Raw genomic sequence first — 18,362 nt, 5'->3', positions numbered from 1 at the left:
CCGAGGGACGATGCGGCCATCAGTGCCCCACCGCCGCCAACGGTGCCTCCGCCGCCAGCAGACCGTCCGCCTCCCGCTCCCGGCGCCACAGCGCGTGCAGCCGCCCGTCCGGATCGGCGACCAGCGCGGACCAGCGGCCGCGCTCGGCCACCCGGCCGGCGTCCAGCACCAGCACCTCGTCCACGGTGGTGTCGTCCAGTCCGGCCAGCCGGTGGGTGATCAGCACGGTGGTGCGGCCCGCGGTGGCGGCCAGCAGGTCGGCGGTGAGGGCGTCGGCGGTGGGCAGGTCGAGGTGCTCGGCGGGCTCGTCCAGGACCAGCACGGGGAAGTCGGCGAGCAGCGCCCGGGCGAGCGCGAGGCGCTGGCGCTGGCCGCCGGAGAGGCGGGCGCCGTGCTCGCCGACCATGGTGTCCAGGCCGTCCGGCAGGCCCTCGGTCCAGTCCAGCAGCCGGGCGGCGGCGAGGGCGGCGCGCAGCTCGTCCTCGTCCGCGTCGGGGCGGGCGAGCCGCAGGTTCTCGCGCAGCGAGCTGTCGAAGACGTGGGCGTCCTGGGCGCAGAGGCCGATCACCCGGCGGACGTCCTCGCCCGCGAGCGCGCGGCTGTCCACAGCCTGTGGACGACCGGCGGCGAAGGTGACGGACCCGGCGCCGGGCTCCAGGAAGCGCAGCAGCGCCTGGGCGAGGGTGGTCTTGCCGGAGCCGGAGGGGCCGACCACGGCGATCCGGCGGCCGGGCGCGAGATCGAGGTCGACGCCGGTGAGCGCGTCCACGGCCTGCCCGGGGTGCCGTACGGTCAGCCCGCGCACCGCGACGGGCAGCGGCCGCTCGGGCAGTGCGGCCGGTTCGGCGGGTTCCGCCACCACCGGCGGGGCGGTCAGCACCTCGTCCAGCCGGGCCCGGGCGGCACTGCTGCGCCGGCGGGCCTGGACGGCGAGCGGCATCCCGGTGACGGCCTCGAAGGCGGCCAGCGGGGTGAGCACCACGACGGCCAGGCAGACCGGGGCGAGGGCGCCGTCGCGCACCCCCTGGATGCCGACGGCGGCCGCGGCGACCACGGTCAGCCCGGTGAGCAGGGTGATCAGCCCGGTGCCGAGCGCGGTGGTGGTGGCGGAGCGGGCGGCGAGGCCGGTCAGGGCGGCGTCGGCGCTGCGGACGGCGGCCAGTCGGGCGGGCAGCGCGCCGGCCACGGTGAGTTCGGCGGTGCCGGTGAGGCCGTCCACCACGGCGGTGGCCAGGCGGCCGCGGGCGGGGGCCTGGCGCTGCTCGGCGCCGGCCGACCAGCGGGCGGCCAGCGCGGGCACCAGCACTCCGGCGAGCAGCAGTCCGAGGCCGAGCACCAGCCCGGCGGCGGGCAGGAAGGCGCCCATCGCGACGGCCGAGGCGAGCGCGACCACGGCCGCGACGGAGGCGGGCAGCCGCCAGCGCAGGTGGTGGTCCTGGATCGCGTCGACGTCGGCGACCAGCCGGGAGAGCAGGTCGCCGCGCCGGAAGGCAGGCAGTCCGGCGGGGGCGAGCACGGTCAGCCGGCGGTACACGGCGGCCCGCAGGGTGCCGAGGGTGCGCAGCACCGCGTCGTGGGAGACCAGCCGTTCGGCGTAGCGGAAGACGCTGCGGCCGATGCCGAAGGCGCGGACGGAGGTGACGGCCATCATCAGGTAGAGCACCGGGGGCATCTGGGAGGCCCGGGAGATGAGGTAGCCGGAGGTGGCCATCAGGGCGACGGCGCTGCCCAGGGCGAGCGCGCCGAGCAGCACCGACAGGGCCAGCCGGGGGGCGGCGGGTTCGGCCTCCGGCTCCTCCGGCGCGGCGGGGGCGGGGGTGGGCTCGCCGGTGTGGGCGAGCGGCACGACCGGGGCCGGGGCGCCGGCGGCGGAGGCGGAGGCGGCGACGGGCCCCGCCAGCCGGATCCGCTGCTCGGCGACCGCCAGCAGCGCCGGCCGGTGGGCGACCACCAGCACGGTGCGCGCCGGGTCCTCGGCGAGGGTCCGGACGGCGTCCACGACGGCCGCCTCGGAGTCGCCGTCCAGGTGGGCGGTGGGCTCGTCGAGGAGCACCAGCGGCCGGTCGTCGGCGAGCAGGACCCGGGCGAGGGCGAGGCGCTGGCGCTGGCCGGCCGAGAGCCCGGCGCCGTCCTCCCCCAGCTCGGCGTCCAGGTCGGTGACGAAGTCGAGCGCGTGGGCGGCTCGCAGCGCCGTCCACAGCTGCGCGTCGGGGGCCTCGGGACGGTGCAGCCGCAGGTTGTCGGCGATCGTCCCGGCGAACAGGTGGGGGCGCTGGGGCACCCAGGCGATCTGCCGTCGCCAGCTGTCCGGCTCCAGGTCGGCGAGGTCGTGGGTGCTGCCGTCGGCGGCGGTGATCCGGACGGTGCCGGCCTCGGGGGCGGTGAGGCCGAGCAGGACGGCCAGCAGGGTGGACTTGCCGGCCCCGCTGGGCCCGGTGAGGGCGGTGCTGGAGCCGGGGCGCAGGGTGAGTGCGGCGCCGTCCAGGGCGGGCAGGGCGCGGCCGGGGTGGCGTACGGTCAGGCCCTCGGCGGTGATCACGGCGCCGGTGAGGTCGGGGGCGGGGCGGGTGCCGGCGGCGGGCAGCGGGGTCTCCAGCACCCGGAAGATCTCGTCGGCGGCGGTGAGCCCCTCGACGCTGGAGTGGTAGAGCGCGCCGACCTGGCGGATCGGGAAGTACACCTCGGGGGCGAGGACCAGGATCAGCAGCCCGGTCTCCAGGTCCATGCTGCCGTCGACCAGCCGGAAGCCGACGGTGACCGCGACCAGGGCGACGGAGAGGGTGGAGAGCAGTTCCAGGGCGAAGGAGGAGATGAAGGCGATCCGCAGGGTGCGCAGGGTGGCCTTGCGGTAGTCGGCGGTGATCCTGGCGATGGTGGCGGCCTGGGTGCGGGCCCGGTTGAACACCTTGAGGGTGGGCAGGCCGGCGACCACGTCCAGGAAGTGGTGGGAGAGCCGGGCCAGGGTGTTCCACTGCCGGTCCATCCGGGACTGGGTGGCCATCCCGATGAGCACCATGAACAGCGGGATGAGCGGCAGCGTCCCGGCGATGATCGCGGCGGAGGTGAGGTCGGCGCCGCCGATCCGCAGCAGCACGATGACCGGCACGACCACGGCGAGCGCGAGCTGCGGCAGGTAGCGGGCGAAGTAGTCGTCGAGGGCGTCGATGCCCCGGGTGGCGAGGGTGGTGAGTTCGCCGGTGCGCCGGCCCGCCAGGTAGGACGGGCCGAGCGCGGTGGCGTGGTCGAGCAGCCGGCGCCGCAGGGTGGACTTCACCCGGGCGACGGACCGGTGCGCGGTGAGTTCGGTGAGCCAGCCGACCAGCCCGCGGCCGACGGCGGTCAGGGCGAGCAGGACCAGCGGGGTGGTCAGTTCGCCGAGGCCGGCCCCGCGCTGGAAGGCGCGGACCACGATCTCGGCGATCAGGCTCGCCTGGGCGACCACCAGGACCGCGCCCGCCCCGCCGAGGAGCACGGATCCGGCGAGGAAGGCACGGGTGGTGCGGGCGTGCGCGAGCAGGCGCGGGTCGACCGGCTGCACGGCGTCAGGCCCGGTCGGCCGGGGCGGCGGGCTGCTGACCGGCCTGGTGGCCGGGGATGTGCTGGACCCCGATCCGCTTGCGGAACACCCAGTAGGTCCAGCCCTGGTAGAGCAGCACCAGCGGGGTGAAGACGGCGGCCACGATGGTCATCAGCTTGAGCGTGTACGGCGAGGAGGCCGCGTTGGTGACGGTCAGGCTCCAGTCCGGGTTGAGCGTGGACGGCATGACGTTCGGGAAGAGAGCCAGGAAGAGCATCGCCACGGCGGCCACGATGGTCGCCCCGGAGAGGATGAACGCCCAGCCCTCGCGGCCGAGTTGGTTGGCCGCCAGGGCGCCGGCCAGGGCCAGCACCGCGGCCACCAGGGCGGCCAGGCTGCGTCCGTTGCCGCTGTCCGCCTGGGTCCAGACCAGGAAGGCGAGGGCGAGGACGGCGGCGGCCAGGCCCGCGTACCGGGCGGCCCGGCGGGCCCGCTCACGGATCTCGCCGACGGTCTTGAGCGCCGCGAACACCGCGCCGTGGAAGATGAACAGGGTGAGCGTCACCAGCCCGCCGAGCAGCGCGTACGGGTTGAGCAGGTCGGCGAGGCCGCCGACGTAGTTCTTCTGCGCGTCGATGTCCACGCCGCGGACGATGTTGGCGAAGGCCACGCCCCACAGGAAGGCCGGCAGGAGGGAGGTCCAGAAGATGGCCTCCTCCCAGTTGCGCTGCCACCGGGCGCCGTCCCGCTTGGCCCGGTACTCGAAGGCCACGCCGCGGACGATCAGGCAGACCAGGATGGCCAGCAGCGGGATGTAGAAGCCGCTGAACAGGGTCGCGTACCAGTCCGGGAAGGCGGCGAAGGTGGCGCCGCCGGCGGTCAGCAGCCAGACCTCGTTGCCGTCCCAGACCGGGCCGATGGTGTTGATCAGGACCCGCCGCTCGGCGGTGTCGCGGGCGAGCGGCTTGGTGAGGATGCCGATCCCGAAGTCGAAGCCCTCCAGGAAGAAGTAGCCGATCCACAGGACCGCGATCAGCACGAACCAGACGTCGTGGAGTTGCATGACCCTAGGTCTCCTTTCCGTGGGTCAGTACGGTTCAGTACGGGTTCAGTACGGGTTCAGTAGGCGAAGGCGAGCGGCTTGTCGGCGTCCTCGTCCGCGGCCGGGCCGCGCAGCGACGGGTCCTTGGCCGGGGGCTGCTCGGTCACCACCGGGCCCGCCTTGGCGTACTTGACCAGCAGCCGGACCTCGACGACGGCGAGGATCGCGTACAGCGTGGTGAAGGTGGCCAGCGCGCCGATCTGGGTGCCGATGCCGACGTTCGGGGAGACGGCGCTCGCGGTGGTCATCAGGCCGAAGACGGCCCAGGGCTGACGGCCCATCTCGGTGAAGATCCAGCCGAAGCTGTTGGCGATCAGCGGGAAGCCCATGGTCAGGATGCCGATCCGCCAGCTCCACTTGGTGAGCAGCGGCCCCATCTCCTTGGACGGGGTGAGCATCAGCCGGGGCACCTCGGTGTCGCCGGTGCGGAACTCGGGGCGCAGCAGGAACTTCCGGCGGGTGGTCCAGAGTCCGATCAGGGCGGCGACGAAGGAGGTCATCCCGAAGCCGATCATGAAGCGGAAGCCCCAGTACGTCACGAAGACGCTCGGGATGTAGTCCTTGGGGTCGCCGCCGTGCGCGGCGGCCTCGGCGGCCGCGGTGTCGTTGATGCCGGGCACGGAGGAGCTGAAATCGCTGTGGGCGAGGAAGGAGAGTATCCCGGGGATCTCCAGCTCGACCGAGTTGTGGCCCTTGCTGACGTCGCCGACCGCGAAGATCGAGAACGGCGCGGGCGACTGGGTGTCCCACAGTGCCTCGGCGGCGGCCATCTTCATCGGCTGCTGCTCGAACATGACCTTGCCGAGGGTGTCACCGCTGAGCGCGGTGCCGGCGCCGAAGACCACGGCGAGGACCAGGCCGAGCCGCAGCGAGGTGCGCATCACGGCGGTCTTCTTCGGGTCGGCGCCCTCGGGCTTGCGCTTGGCCTTCCAGAGGTGGAAGGAGGAGATGCCGACCATGAAGGCGGCGCCGGTGAGGAAGGCGGCGGTCAGGGTGTGGAAGACGACGGTGAGGGTGGTGTTCTGGAACAGCACCGCGGCGATGTCGGTGAGCTGCGCCTTGCCGGTGGCCGGGTCGATCGCGTAGCCGACCGGGTGCTGCATCCAGGAGTTGGCGGCCAGGATGAAGTAGGCGGAGAGCACGGTGCCCAGCGCGACCATCCACATGCAGGCGCAGTGGATCTTCTTCGGCAGCTTGTCCCAGCCGAAGATCCACAGGCCGATGAAGGTGGACTCGAAGAAGAAGGCGATCAGCGCCTCCATCGCGAGCGGGGCGCCGAAGACGTCACCGACGAAGCGGGAGTAGTCGGACCAGTTCATGCCGAACTGGAATTCCTGGACGATTCCGGTGACGACGCCCATCGCGATGTTGATGAGGAAGAGCTTTCCCCAGAACTTCGTCGCGTGGAAGTACTTCTCCTTGTTCGTACGCACCCAGGCGGTCTCCAGCCCGGCCACGATCGCGGCCAGGCTGATGGTGAGCGGTACGAAGAGGAAGTGGTAGACGGTGGTGACTCCGAATTGCCATCGCGCGATCGTCTCGTGAGCGATTGCCAGTTCCACGTCGCCCTCTCTCCCAACCGGCCCTTTCTCAGGGCGTGTTCCGGACAAACTTCATCTATAGCCGTAGACCGCCGCACACCCGTGCAAGCTTGTCCGCTTGTGAACGTGAACACGTTCACAAGCACAGTATCCACCATCCTTACGGGGGAACCGCAGGTGGGGTGGGGTTGACATCCCTGTGCGGTGCGTCACGGTGTGTGCGGGCGGTGCGCACAGTCTGCGGACCGGCCGGGCCCGGGGCAACGAACGAGCGGGCGGACGGCGCGCCGCTCTTGGCCGAACCGGCGCTTGACAGCGGCACGCCCCGCTCGCGGTCGCGGGCGGGGCGTGCTAGGCGCTGAGCGCCTGCTCGGCTGTGGGCTTGTGGGCGGACCTCGGCTACGGACGGCCGAGGAGCTGGGCGCCCGAGGTCGAGTCGGCCCGGGCGGTGAAGAACTCGGTGAAGCCCCCCACGAACTCCTCCACCGTGATCCGCCCGTCCCCGTCCGTGTCCAACTGGCGGAAACCGTGCGACAGCTCGGCCGGGTGCACCCGCGGGCCGCCGAACACCGCGCGGTACTCGTCGAACTCCAGGAAGCCGCTGCCGTCGGTGTCGGCCGCGGTGAACACCGCCCGCAGAGCGGGCAGCAGCCCCTGCTCCAGGTACGCGTCGTCCCGGTCGCAGCCCGCCAGCGTCCCCGCCACGAACTCCTCCCGGCTCACCTCACCGTTCCCGTCGGCGTCCATCGCCACCCGCAGCTGCTCCCACCACCCGTCGAAGGCCGCGTACACCCGGGCCTCCGCGGCCTCGTCCAACTCCAGCTGCCAGCACACGTTGTGGGCCATCGCCCGCAGGTCGTGCACGGTGATCACGCCGTCCCCGGTCTGGTCGAGCACCTCGCGGAAGAACCGGTCCACCCGGGAGCCGCGCGCGTCCCGGCGCTGCGGCCGCAGCCGGCGCGGCGGGGCCTGCTCCTCCGGGGCCCGGTAGCGCAGCCGCTCCGGGAGGCGCGGCACGACGATCCCGGCACCGCGGTGCAGCAGCACCGACAGCAGGGCACCCCGCCGGGTCCGGACCAGGCCGAACCGCTCCCGCACGGCCGGCGGCAGGTCCGCCACCGTCAACTCACGGAGCAGCCGGGCGACCAGGGACCGGGTGACCCGCCACCCGGCGTCCCCGAGGAACCACAGCCGGCGCGGGCGGGGCGCCTCGTGCAGGATGTCGTCCAGGAGGTAGCGGGCGGCCTCGGTGAACTCCAGCTTCTCGGCGGCGTACCGGGCGAAGTACCCGGGCAGGTCGGCGGCGGTCTTCGGGAGCTCCTCCTCCGGCAGCTCGAAGGCCGCGATCGCCTCCCTGAACTCCGCGTACACCAGCTCCAGTTGGTCCGCGTCGTAGCCGTCCCCGCCGAGCCGCCGCATGGCCGCCACGCACTCGAACAGCGTCAGCAGCACCCACACCCTGGTCGCCGCGTCCCGGGCGTCGTACGCCTGGCCGTCCGGCATCGTGCCGCTGATCCGCTTGTGGGCGCGGTTCAGCCGGGCCACCTCCCGGCGCAGGGCGTCCGCGTCCGCGTAGAACAGCCGCCGGCCACTGCCCAGGGTGTGCTCGATCCGCCGCCACGGGTGTGCCCGGTAGGTGGAGTGCTCGTGCATCCCGGCGCCCACCACCGGATCCGCCGCCTGGAGGATCAGCAACCGCCAGGCGACGAGGGCGATCCGCCACTCGGAGAGGTCCCGCTTGAAGGAGACGGACGTCGGATCAACCACGGGGCTCTCCGGTGATCCCGGGGCCGATCACGAAGCCCTTGGCCGGGCCCTCGGGGATCACGGCCTCCTTGCCGTACGGGATCCGGGCCGCGTACTCGTACGCGCGGCGCTCACGATCCGGCCCGGTGAGGATGGTCACCACGCCGCCGTTCTCGTGATCGTCGATGATCACGTACACCGGGATGCCGGCACGGGCGTAGGCGCGGTGCTTGAGGACGTGGTCGCGCGTGCGGTTCTCAGAACCGGGCGAGACGGTCTCCACGACCAGCGCGACGCTGGAAGCCAGTACGCCCTTGCCCTCGGGATGCTCGACCGATTCGATGTCCTTCGGTGCGACGAACACGTCGGGGATCAAGACCTTGAGTCCGTCGATGACGTTGCAGTCGTTCCCGGGCCTCCATTCACTGCCACGCAGGTGGAGGAAGAGATCCTCCAAGACCCGGTTGTTCACATCGAAATGACGGCTGCTGCCCGTGGGTGACACCGCGAGGGTCTCCTCGATGATCTCCAGGCGATAGCCCTCAGGCAGTTCCGAGGACTTCCACACGTCCCAAAGCACCTGGTCCAGGTTCACGACGGCCACCTCAGCAACTAGCACGCTCACGAGACACCTCTTCTCCGGTCCAGTGTGATGAGCCTGCGCGATCTCGCACAAGCGACGGCAGCACGGTCGCACACGACCGGAGGGCTGATCGGGTGAATGGCCCGGGGTTCACCCGAACGGGGCGTTTGGGGTGCGGAAACGCGAAACCGCAGGGCAGGCCGGAAGGGGCCTGCCCTGCGGTGGCGGGGGTGCCGGGGTCCGCGTCCTCCTCCCGAGCGGGCGCGGACCGGGTGGGTCAGGAGGTGGGGCGGGCGCCCTTGCGGCGCGAGACGTAGAGGGCGGCGGCGCCGAGGCCGATGGCGGTGGCGGCGCCGAGGGCGAGGTACGGGGTGGCCGGGTTGGAGCCGGTCTCGGCGAGCTCGGTGGCCGAACCGGTGGTCGCTGTGGTGGTCGCGGTGGCGGTCGCGGCGGCGGCCTTGGTGTCGGTGGAGCTCGAAGTCTTCACCGTAGTGGTCGACTTGTCGGTGACCGGGGTGACGGTGCCGGGCTGCTGGGCGCCCTGGTCGGCGGGCTTGTCGGCCGGCTTCTCGGCGGGCTTGTCCGCCGGCTTCTCGACCGGCTTCTCGGCGGGCTTCTCCGCCGCGGCCTTGGCGTCGGCGAGGGCCTTGTCGGCGGTGTTCTTCACGGCGAGAGCGGTCTCGACCGCCTTGTTGGCGGCGTTGATCTTGCGGAAGAGGTCGACCTTGGCGTCGTCCGCCGCCGTGCCGGTGGCCGCGGCGGCCGCCTGGGCCTTCTTCTCGGCGGCGATGGCGGCGTTGGCCTTGTCCATCGCCTTCAGCAGGTCCTGCCGGGCCTTCTCGCGCTCGGCGTCCGACGCCTTGTCGTAGACGGACATGGCCTGGTGGAGCTCGTCCTCGGCGGCGGTCCGGGCCTCGGTGGCCTTCTTGGCGGCGGCCTGGGCCTCGCGGTGCTTGGCGAGGTAGGGCTCCGGGTCGAAGGCTTCGAGCTTGGCCGCGATGTCGGCCTGCTCGGTCTTGGCCTTCTGGTAGGCCTTGGCCGCGTCGGCGGCGGCCTTCTCCAGGGCGGCGATCGAGCCGGTGTCGTTCTGGGCCGGGGCCGCCGGAGCCGACTCCGCGAAGGCGGGTGCCGCGGGGAGGACGGCGGCGGGCGAGAGCACGGCGGCGACGAGGGCGGCCGAGACCAGCGTACGGCGGAGTTTCACCATGACCCCTTTCGGGTCGAAAAGGAAAGCACATACCCTTGCCGGGGCGCCTTCTGACGCTCCGGCAGCGCCGATCATAGGCATACGGATTCTTTGCTCTCCATGCCGGTTTCCGGCAATGGGAGGGACGCCGTAATTGCCCGGTCCGCAGCGGAATTGACGAGTCGACAAAGACGGTCGACAAGGGCTCAGGAAACCCGGTCGCCATTCGTGGGCAGTTCGACCCGGAACGTAGCGCCGGCGCCCGGGGCGGTGTCCAGGGTGAGGGTGCCGCCGTGGGCGCGGGTGAGGGCGGTGGCGATGGCGAGGCCGAGTCCGCCGCCGCCGCCGTTGTCGCGGCTGCGGGAGGCGTCGACCCGGTAGAAGCGGTCGAAGACCCGCTGGGCCTGCTCCTCGGTGAGGCCCGGCCCGGTGTCGGCGACCTCCAGCAGGCAGACCCCGTCGGGCCCGCCGCCGACCCCGATCCGCACCGGGGTGCCGGGCGGGGTGTGCTTGACGGCGTTGCCGACCAGGTTGGTGACCACCTGCCGCAGCCGCGCCTCGTCGCCGAGGACGGGCGCCGCTCCGGGCGCGCCGGTGCCGGCCGGGCCGGTGAGGGCGACCGGGCGGCTGGGGTCGAGCGCGGTGAGGTCGTGCAGGGCGTCGGCGGCGAGGGTGCGCAGGTCCATCGGGGCGAGGTCGAGCGGGCGTTCCTCGTCGAGCCGGGCGAGCACCAGCAGGTCCTCGACCAGGGTGCCCATCCGGACGGCCTCGCTCTCGATCCGGCTCATGGTCCGGGTGACGTCCGCCCCGGTGGGCAGCGCGCCCATCCGGTACAGCTCGGCGAAGCCGCGGATGCCGGCCAGCGGGGTGCGCAGTTCGTGCGAGGCGTCGGCGACGAAGCGCCGCATCCGGGCCTCGGACTCGGCGCGGGCCGCGAAGGCCGCCTCGATCTGGGTGAGCATGCCGTTGAGCGCGACGGACAGCCGTCCGACCTCGGTGCCGGGGGAGAGTTCCGGCATCCGGTGCGAGAGTTCGCCGGCCGCGATCCGCGCGGCGCCCTCCTCGATCCGCCGCAGCGGCCGCAGTCCCGCCCGGACGGCGAAGAAGCCGAGCGCGGCGATGAGCAGCAGGACGCCGCCGCCGATGGCCAGGAAGGAGGTGCTCAGCCGGCCGACGGTGGTGTCGATGTCCTCGCGGGAGACGGCGACCATGACGTAGGTCGGGGTGCTGACCGGGGAGGCGAACACGCCGGGCCCGGGGGTCGGCGTGCGCGGGGCCTGGATCGGCAGCACCAGGACCCGCCAGCTGTGGTGGCCGCGCTGGTCGGGCAGGTCGAAGGGGGTGTCGGGGGCGGTCTGGGTCGGGTCCAGGCCACCGAGTTGGGGGGCCGGGTCGGTGTCCGAGACGGGCTGGCGGAGCGAGGTCTGGACCTTGCCGTCCGCGGACAGCCACTGCACCAGGTACTGGCTGGGCAGGCTGATCCGGCGCCCCGAGACGACCGGCTTGCTGCTGCCCGGGGTACTCACCTGCATCGGCGCCTTGCGGGACAACGGCACGCCGTAGCGCTGGAGTTGCTCGTCCAGCTGCTCCACCAGCTGGGCCCGCACGGCGCCCAGCACGAAGGTGTCGCTGACCGCGAGCCCGGTGGTCACCAGCACGAGGGCGAGGACCAGGAGCCGGGCGCGCAGCGACAGCCGGGAGGTGAAGCGGGTGAACACGGGCCGGCCCGTCAGCCCTGCGGGGGGCGGCGCAGCGCGTAGCCGATGCCGCGCACGGTGTGGATCAGCTTGGGGCCGTGCGCCGGTCCGGAGTCGAGCTTGCGGCGCAGGTAGGAGATGTACGACTCGACGATGGAGAGGTCGCCGCCGAAGTCGTAGGCCCAGACGTGGTCGAGGATCTGCGCCTTGGACACCACCCGGCCGACGTTGGCCATCAGGTAGTGCAGCAGCTTGAACTCGGTCGGGGAGAGCGCGACCGGGGTGCCGGCCCTGGTCACCTCGTGGGCGACCGGGTCGAGGCTGAGGTCGGCCACCAGCAGGCGCCCGTCCTCGGCGGGGCCGCCGGCCCGGCGCAGGATCGCCCGGATCCGGGCGATCAGCTCCTCCAGGCTGAACGGCTTGGTGACGTAGTCGTCCGCGCCCGCGGCCAGGCCCTGCACCTTGTCGCCGACGCCGTCCTTGGCGGTGAGGAACAGCACCGGCAGGTGGTCGCCCGGGTGTCCGTGCGCGGGCCCGGCTATCTGGCCCCGGTTGGTGCGCTCGCGCAGCTTCTCGACGACGGTGAAGCCGTCGAGGTCGGGCAGCATCACGTCGAGGACCACCAGGTCCGGACGTTCGACGGCGATCAGTTCCAGCGCTTCCGTCCCGCTCGCGGCGGAGGCGACCCGGAATCCGGAGAAGCGCAGCGAGGCTGCGAGCAGTTCGCGGATGTTCGGCTCGTCGTCCACGACGAGGAGGAAGGCCTCGCCCTGGCCCCCGGCCACGGCGGGGCCGCCCGGTGTGGTGACAGTGCCTTGCACGGGGGTTCCGCCTCCCGGTCGGACGATGACGTTCAGCATGAGGCTAGCCCCCGGAGGCTATGCGGCATGGATGAATGTTGGATTAACACCTTAACGGTCGGTTTTGCGGTGACAAGCCCCCTGGGGTGGGGCTCGGTGGTGTGCGCACGGGCCGGTCACGCCCCCACCCGCCCGCGGCGGCCGCGGACGGCGGCGGGCGGCGGCGAACCGCGGAGGGCGGCGGCGGGCGGCGGCGGGCGGCGGCGGGCGGTCGGACGGGGTGCCGCCCGACCGCGCACACACTCTCGGCTCAGTGCTGGGCGAACTGGCCCGGCCGGTAGTCCCCGGCGGGCTGGCGGATCATGACGTTGCCCCGGTTGAAGGCGTTGATCAGCGCGATGACGCAGACCAGCGCCGCGAGCTGCTCCTCGTCGTAGTGCTTCGCCGCGTTCGCCCATGCCTCGTCCGTCACCCCGCCCCCGTCGGCGAGCCGGCTGCCCTGCTCGGCCAGCTCCAGGGCGGCCCGCTCGGCGTCGGTGAAGACGGTGGCCTCGCGCCAGACCGCCACCAGGTTCAGCCTGGTCGCCTCCTCCCCCGCGTGCACGGCGTCCTTGAAGTGCATGTCGACGCAGAACCCGCAGCCGTTGATCTGGCTGGCCCGCAGCCGCACCAGCTCCTGGGTCGCGTACGGCAGCGTCGAGTCGGCGATCGGCTGGTTCGCGGCGATCAGGTGCTTGTAGACCTTGGTCATGACCGGGTTGGCGAAGGGGTTCAGTCGGGCTTCCACGGTGTGCTCCCTCGGGTTCGGCACTTCCTTGTCGTTCTCTTGGACAAGGTGGCCGGGCGCCGCGTGACACGCCTGACGGTGACCCCCGTCACACCTCCGCGCCCTCCGCGTCCTCCCCGCCCAGCGGCTTCGCGTGCAGCACCTCGCGGCCCTGTTCGGCGGCGCGGGCGATCGACTCGGAGACGAAGTCCAGGAAGCGGGCGATGTTCTCCAGCCGGTTGCCCGCCGGGGTCCCGCCGCCGAGGATGCCGACGCCCTGCCGGGCGGTGTCGACGAGCTGGGCGGTGGCCTGGGCGCTGACCATCATCGAGCGGTACCAGATGTCGTCGTCCACGAAGTAGCGCTCGCGGCGCCGCTCGTCGCGCTCCCGGGTCACCATGCCCTGGCTCTCCAGGAAGGCGATCGACTTGGAGATGGTCGCCGGGCTGACCTGGAGGCGCTCGACCAGCTCGGCGGCGGTGAGGCTGCCCGCGTCGGTGAGGTAGAGGCAGGCCAGCACCCGGGACATCATCCGGGGCATGCCGGACTGCATCAGGACGGCGGTGAACACCTCCTCGTACGCGTGCACCGCCTCGGCGTCCCGGCCGTGCGGCTGCGGGGTGGCGCCCGGCCCCTGGGGCGCGGACTGCCGCCGGCGCTGGGCGCGGTGTCCGGTGGCGCGGTGGGCGAGGTCGGCGCGGTAGGTGGCGGGGCCGCCGTTGCGCATCACCTCGCGGGTGACGGTCGAGGTCGGCCGGTCGAGGCGCCTGGCGATCTCCGCGTACGCGAGGTCGTCGGCCAGTCCCAGCGCGATCTGCTGGCGTTCCTGCTGGGTGAGCCTGCCGCCCGGCATCGCGGCCTCCTTCGGGATCGATGGTCTCTGCGCTCTCCGTCCACGATAGCGTCCACCGTCAATCCATTGCAACGAAAGGCGGCCCGGGCTCGTTGCATTCCCCGCAGGTCTCTGGCGCTGATCCCTGGCAACCTACCTGCGAAAATAGGATTCTCTTGCCGCGATGCGATGAGCAGAACGATGAACGCAACGTAGCTTTTCCTACGTCAGAAACCAAGGGGCCAAGAGTGGTCCCGCAGCGCCGGCGTCCGGGCCCCGGTGGGGAGACCGGGGCCCGGACGCCGTATCACCGCGTCACGGGGTGACGATCGGGAACTTCGGGTCCGGCAGGGTCAGCGTGCCGAAGACGCTGTCCGCCGCCTGCTGGGCGTACGTGCCGGCCAGCGTGATCCTCCCGTCCTGCACCGCCCGGTCGAAGTTCCGCTGGAAACCGGGGGTTTCGGCGATGTCGTCGAGCGTCCGGCGGGTGAGCGTGATGGTGGCGTCCGGGACCTCGACGAAGCGGTCGCCGCCCGGCACGAAGACCAGCACGCCGTTGCGCAGGGTCGTGGTGCAGCGGTCGCCGGTGTCGGTGAACTCCCAGTTGAGCGCGATCGGCACGCGGTGCTGCTCGGCGGCCGTCGGCCCGTCCACGCTGCGGGCGAGCGCCGAGAAGAACTGGTCCAGGGTGGTGCTGCGGATCAGGTCGGCGGAGGACTGGCTGGTGATCAGCGGCTGCGGGCCGTGGACGACCTCCTGGGCGCCGGTCAGGTAGGCATTGCGCCAGGTGCCGTTCTCGGCGCCGTAGCCGAGCTGGGTGAACACCTTCGCCTGGAGCTCCTTGGCCTGCTGGAGCACGTCCGCGGGGACCGGCGTGCCGGCCGTACCGGTCGTGCCGGTCGTGCCGGTCGTGCCGGTCGTGGCGGCGGCGCCGAAGACGACGTGGTTGAGGAGTTCGGCGGCCCAGCGGAAGCCGTCCGGGGTGTCGGTGTCGTAGGCCTGCCGGGCCTGGGTGACGACGGCCTCCGCGCCGCCCATCGCCTGCACGTAGTTGGCCCCCGCCTGCACCGGCGGCAGCGTCCACAGGTGCGCCGGGTTGGCGTCGTACCAGCCCATGTACCGCTGGTAGACCGCCTTGAGGTTGTGGCTCACCGAGCCGTAGTAACCCCGGTTGTACCAGTGGTCGTCGAGGCCGGGCGGGAGGGTCGCCAGCTCCTCGGCGATCTCGGTGCCGGTCTGCCCCGCGTTGATCAGGCGCAGCGTCTGGTCGTTGAGGTAGCCGTACATGTCGCGCTGCTTGTTGAGGAATTCGAGGATGCGGGCGTTGCTCACCTTCTCGCCCGGCCCCTCCTGCTCCACCTCGGCCCACACCGGCCAGTGGTGCGAGGCGAACAGGACGTCCGTCTCCTTGCCGAAGGTCTGGATCGACTCGGTGAGGTACTTCGACCAGGCGTGGGCGTCCCGCACCTGCGCGCCGCGCAGGCTGAGGATGTTGTGCATGGTGTGGGTGGCGTTCTCGGCGATGCACAGGGTGCGGGCGTCCGGGAAGTAGATGTTCATCTCCGCCGGGGCCTCGGTGCCCGGGGTGAGCTGGAACAGCATCTGCACGCCGGCCAGGGCGAACTCGTACAGGCCCGGACGCCACGGGATGACGTAGCCGTCCCGCCAGCTCTGCTCCGGCACCGCCGGGTGGGCCGGTCCGCCGATGTACTCGGTCGGCGGGACCAGCGTCACCTCGCCGGTGGAGATGGTCAGACCGAGGCCCGAACCGACCTGCCCCGTCGGGCCCTTGTCCAGCTGCGCCGCATACATGTACTGCGCGCGCCGGGCCATCGCGGGGCCGGCGTAGATGTTCTCGCTGACGGCGTGTTCGAGGAAGCCCTCCGGCGCGACGACGGGCACGCCGGGCTCCAACGGGTCGCCGAGCTCGTGGAACAGGCCGCGGGAGCCGCCGAAGTGGTCGACGTGGCAGTGGGTGTAGACGATGCCCTTGACCGGCCGCTGCTCCTTGCTGAGCTCCGTCTTGTCCCGGAACAGCCGGAGCGCGGCCTGCGCGGTCTCGTAGCAGGCCAGCGGGTCGATGACGACCAGGCCGGCGTCGCTCTCGACGATCGTCATGTTGGACAGGTCGTAGCCGCGCACCTGGTAGATCCGGTACTCGCGACAGCTGGTGACCTGGAACAGGCCTGCGATCGCCGTCAGTTCGCCTTGGCGGTGGAGGCTGCCGTTGACCGTCGGGAACCCGGAACGGTTGTCGGGGTCGAGGAACTCGTAGGCGGTGAAGTCCCAGACCACCTTCTCCCGGTCCTTGCGGGAGACGATGACGGGCACGTCCGGCGGGGCGATCAGGAACCGGCTCGCGTCGGCGAAGTCCCGGCCGTCCTTCTCGTCGGCGGCCGTGGCCGCCTCCGCGGCCCGCCGGTTCGCCGCCGCGACGGCGGGGGTCGGCTCGATGGGCTCGATGGGCTCGGCGTACTCGGGTGTTCCAGGCATGGCGAAGCCACCTCCACGTCGTTGTGCGGGAGCCGCGATGCGGCGGAGGTGGTCACGCTACGAACACGTCCGGTCACCCACAAGGGAGCGATCGAGCCAAGGCGCGGGGGCGAAGAGGCCGAATGACGACGTTTGGTGGGTGGGCGAAGCGTCCGACCACGGCGGGGACGGGGAGCCCCCCTGCGCCCGCTCCGTCCGGCCCGGGCAGGATGGGCCGATGAGCGATGAGCAGTTGCGGGTTTCCCTCGATCAGGTGCGCGATTCGTTCGAGGTGCTGATGCGGCACCTGGAGGCGCACGGGGCGGGCGGTGAGGCCGCCCTGCCGAACGACCTCTTCTGGACCGTGCCACCGCCCGAGCTGTACGACATGACCGCGAAGCCCGACGTGCTGACGATCGGACAGGTGTCGGAGTCCTGGGCACAACTCCAGGCCCTGCTCGCCGACCCGGACCGCGCCATCGGCCACCACCTGGTGTGGCTCGCCGACGTCCTGCGCGCCATCGGCCTGGAGCACCCGGCGTAGCCCCTCAGCCTCGGCCCTCAGCTCCGGCGGGGGCGGCGGCGGGCGAGGGTGGCGAGGCCGAACAGCAGCCCGCCGGCCAGGAAGAAGGGCTCGTAGAGCAGCGTCGCGAACCGTCCCATCGCGTCGAAGTCGCCCGTCGTCCGGGAGCCGGTGGCCAGCGCGAACCAGTCCGGCACGGACGGCAGCGAGTGCACCAGCAGGACGGCGGTGATGCCCCACAGCGCGACGCCGAGCAGCTTGGCGGGCAGCCGCCCGCCCCACGGCCGGACGATCGCCAGCGCGAGCACCGCCGCCACGGCACACCCCGGGATCGCCAGGATGTCGATGATCAGCAGCGGGGTGTTCCCGGTGACGGACAGCCCGTCCGGGAGGCCGATCCGGCCACCGAACAGCCAGTAGAGGTGGACGAGCGAGAACGCGCCGGCCCACACGGCGGCGGCGTAGGCGGCGGAGGCTGCGTGGACGGCGGGGGCGGCGGCGGGGCGAAGGAGGGTCGTCTTCATGCCTCCACCGTCCCGCCGTGACGACGGTGGGCGGATCGTCCCGGCGGCCCGACCCCCTCCCCCGCCCAGGGGAGGGGACCGCACCCCGCTCGTCCGTCAGGAGCAGTCGAAGCGGTGCGCGAGGGGCCGGTCCGGGCAGTCCGGGCACTCGAACAGGTAGACGCCGCCCATGTCGCCGATCGTGAGGTCCGGCGGGCACTGGACCAGCTTCCGCTCCTCGTACGGGAGGTCCCAGATCTCGCCCTCCGCCGGGGTGTCCTCGACGGCCAGCCAGGTACGCCAGCCCTCACCGTCGAACTCGCGGCTGTTGACGGTCAGCAGGTGCCGCATGGTGCGGTCGCAGGACGGGCAGTCGGGCCAGTCCGGTTCCTGCGTCCAGGTCGGATAGCCGCCGACCTTGATCCCGCTGGACACCGAGAGGTGGTACCAGTACGACCAGCCGGTCTCCTCCTCCACCTGCTCGAACCTGGCCCTCAGCGCGTCGGCGACCTCGTCCGGCAGGTCCCAGTTCGGGTAGTCGGTGACGACCTCCGGGTGCAGGACGCACGGATCCGGCAGGTAGTCGTCGTCCGCACCGTCCGGGCGGGAGGGCGCCACCGGTGCGAGGTCCGGGCGGGCACTGTCCCACCGGAACACCTCCGGGCGGGGCACGAAGTCCGGATCGTGCTCCAAGGGGCACCACAGCAACTGCAGCAGGTCGGTGCCGGGCGGCAGTTCGAGCCCGGGCAGATCGGCGGCGAACAACTGCAGGACGGGCACCAGCGGGACCGGGCCCTCCGTGGTCCTCGGCGGGGAGTACGCCGTCCGCGGATGCTCGTCCGCGCAGTGCGGCCACGGCTCGGAGGACGGCCACAGCACCGGCCCGCCCATCGAACTCTCCCGGGGCCCCGGCTCGCCGGGCCGCGGATGCAGCCGGGTGGCCGACTTCCGGAACGCGGCCACCTCGGGGAACAGCGCCTCCACGTCGAGCGGACGCGGCGGGGTCGTACGAGCCATCGAACGGCCTGTCTACGGGGGAACAAAGATCCACCCGTGTCTACCGCCGCCCCTCACCCGACGCAAGGGCCACCTGC

General features: G+C 72.4%; 14 protein-coding genes. 1 reads left to right on the top strand and 13 read right to left on the bottom strand.

Going from position 1 to position 18,362, the window contains the following annotated elements; translation table 11 throughout:
- Window positions 1-19 precede the first annotated feature (19 nt).
- The 11 genes from cydD to ACFY2K_RS33060 form a co-directional block, all read right to left on the bottom strand.
- Complete coding sequence (gene cydD / locus ACFY2K_RS33110) at window positions 20-3,538, bottom strand: thiol reductant ABC exporter subunit CydD (RefSeq protein WP_387716363.1); 3,519 nt, start codon at window positions 3,536-3,538, stop codon at window positions 20-22.
- A gap of 4 nt (window positions 3,539-3,542) precedes the next feature.
- On the bottom strand, window positions 3,543-4,580 hold the full coding sequence (gene cydB, locus ACFY2K_RS33105; protein WP_387716361.1) for a cytochrome d ubiquinol oxidase subunit II: 1,038 nt from the start codon (window positions 4,578-4,580) through the stop codon (window positions 3,543-3,545).
- Between the two features lie 56 nt (window positions 4,581-4,636).
- Window positions 4,637-6,181, bottom strand: a complete 1,545-nt coding sequence (locus tag ACFY2K_RS33100) for a cytochrome ubiquinol oxidase subunit I (protein ID WP_375895324.1) — start codon at window positions 6,179-6,181, stop codon at window positions 4,637-4,639.
- A 378-nt stretch (window positions 6,182-6,559) separates the two neighbouring features.
- On the bottom strand, window positions 6,560-7,927 hold the full coding sequence (locus ACFY2K_RS33095) for an oxygenase MpaB family protein (RefSeq protein WP_387716359.1): 1,368 nt from the start codon (window positions 7,925-7,927) through the stop codon (window positions 6,560-6,562).
- Window positions 7,920-8,501 carry a Uma2 family endonuclease gene (locus tag ACFY2K_RS33090; protein ID WP_380526190.1) on the bottom strand — a complete coding sequence of 194 codons (582 nt, stop codon included), beginning with the start codon at window positions 8,499-8,501 and terminating at the stop codon, window positions 7,920-7,922. The genes ACFY2K_RS33095 and ACFY2K_RS33090 overlap by 8 nt, the downstream gene beginning before the upstream one ends.
- Before the next feature lie 265 nt (window positions 8,502-8,766).
- Window positions 8,767-9,696, bottom strand: coding sequence for an LAETG motif-containing sortase-dependent surface protein (locus ACFY2K_RS33085; RefSeq protein ID WP_380592128.1), 930 nt, complete (start codon window positions 9,694-9,696; stop codon window positions 8,767-8,769).
- A gap of 185 nt (window positions 9,697-9,881) precedes the next feature.
- On the bottom strand, window positions 9,882-11,393 hold the full coding sequence (locus tag ACFY2K_RS33080; protein ID WP_380526186.1) for a sensor histidine kinase: 1,512 nt from the start codon (window positions 11,391-11,393) through the stop codon (window positions 9,882-9,884).
- Between the two features lie 11 nt (window positions 11,394-11,404).
- Entirely contained in the window at window positions 11,405-12,193 is a 789-nt protein-coding gene (locus ACFY2K_RS33075) for a response regulator transcription factor (RefSeq protein WP_375895337.1), read from the bottom strand.
- Window positions 12,194-12,482: 289 nt separating this feature from the next.
- Window positions 12,483-12,959 (bottom strand): carboxymuconolactone decarboxylase family protein, encoded by a 477-nt coding sequence (locus ACFY2K_RS33070; protein WP_375895897.1) that lies wholly within the window; start codon window positions 12,957-12,959, stop codon window positions 12,483-12,485.
- Window positions 12,960-13,047: 88 nt separating this feature from the next.
- Window positions 13,048-13,791, bottom strand: coding sequence for a helix-turn-helix domain-containing protein (locus ACFY2K_RS33065; RefSeq protein WP_375895900.1), 744 nt, complete (start codon window positions 13,789-13,791; stop codon window positions 13,048-13,050).
- Window positions 13,792-14,085: 294 nt separating this feature from the next.
- The gene (locus ACFY2K_RS33060) at window positions 14,086-16,263 is read right to left on the bottom strand and encodes an alkyl/aryl-sulfatase (protein ID WP_387716355.1); all 2,178 of its coding nucleotides are present in this window, start codon (window positions 16,261-16,263) and stop codon (window positions 14,086-14,088) included.
- 217 nt (window positions 16,264-16,480) lie between these two features.
- On the opposite strand from ACFY2K_RS33060, the gene ACFY2K_RS33055 reads away from it, so the two are divergent.
- On the top strand, window positions 16,481-16,786 hold the full coding sequence (locus ACFY2K_RS33055; RefSeq protein ID WP_375891969.1) for a hypothetical protein: 306 nt from the start codon (window positions 16,481-16,483) through the stop codon (window positions 16,784-16,786).
- Window positions 16,787-16,803: 17 nt separating this feature from the next.
- Here the strand turns inward: ACFY2K_RS33055 and ACFY2K_RS33050 are convergent, their stop codons facing one another.
- Window positions 16,804-17,289 carry a DUF3995 domain-containing protein gene (locus tag ACFY2K_RS33050; RefSeq protein ID WP_380526177.1) on the bottom strand — a complete coding sequence of 162 codons (486 nt, stop codon included), beginning with the start codon at window positions 17,287-17,289 and terminating at the stop codon, window positions 16,804-16,806.
- Window positions 17,290-17,385: 96 nt separating this feature from the next.
- Complete coding sequence (locus tag ACFY2K_RS33045; RefSeq protein WP_387716352.1) at window positions 17,386-18,285, bottom strand: DUF1963 domain-containing protein; 900 nt, start codon at window positions 18,283-18,285, stop codon at window positions 17,386-17,388.
- Window positions 18,286-18,362 lie beyond the last annotated feature (77 nt).

The sequence above is a fragment of the Kitasatospora sp. NPDC001309 genome (assembly GCF_042896295.1).
Taxonomy (GTDB): domain Bacteria; phylum Actinomycetota; class Actinomycetes; order Streptomycetales; family Streptomycetaceae; genus Kitasatospora.
Note: the sequence above shows the minus strand (reverse complement) of the source record. Positions and strands in the feature narration are given on the sequence as shown.

Coding starts and splice junctions, on each gene's coding strand:
- ACFY2K_RS33060 (WP_387716355.1), bottom strand. CDS start 16,263: ATGCCTGGAACACCCGAGTACGCCGAGCCCATCGAGCCCATCGAGCCG.
- ACFY2K_RS33045 (WP_387716352.1), bottom strand. CDS start 18,285: ATGGCTCGTACGACCCCGCCGCGTCCGCTCGACGTGGAGGCGCTGTTC.
- ACFY2K_RS33065 (WP_375895900.1), bottom strand. CDS start 13,791: ATGCCGGGCGGCAGGCTCACCCAGCAGGAACGCCAGCAGATCGCGCTG.
- cydB (WP_387716361.1), bottom strand. CDS start 4,580: ATGCAACTCCACGACGTCTGGTTCGTGCTGATCGCGGTCCTGTGGATC.
- ACFY2K_RS33055 (WP_375891969.1), top strand. CDS start 16,481: ATGAGCGATGAGCAGTTGCGGGTTTCCCTCGATCAGGTGCGCGATTCG.
- ACFY2K_RS33050 (WP_380526177.1), bottom strand. CDS start 17,289: ATGAAGACGACCCTCCTTCGCCCCGCCGCCGCCCCCGCCGTCCACGCA.
- ACFY2K_RS33085 (WP_380592128.1), bottom strand. CDS start 9,696: ATGGTGAAACTCCGCCGTACGCTGGTCTCGGCCGCCCTCGTCGCCGCC.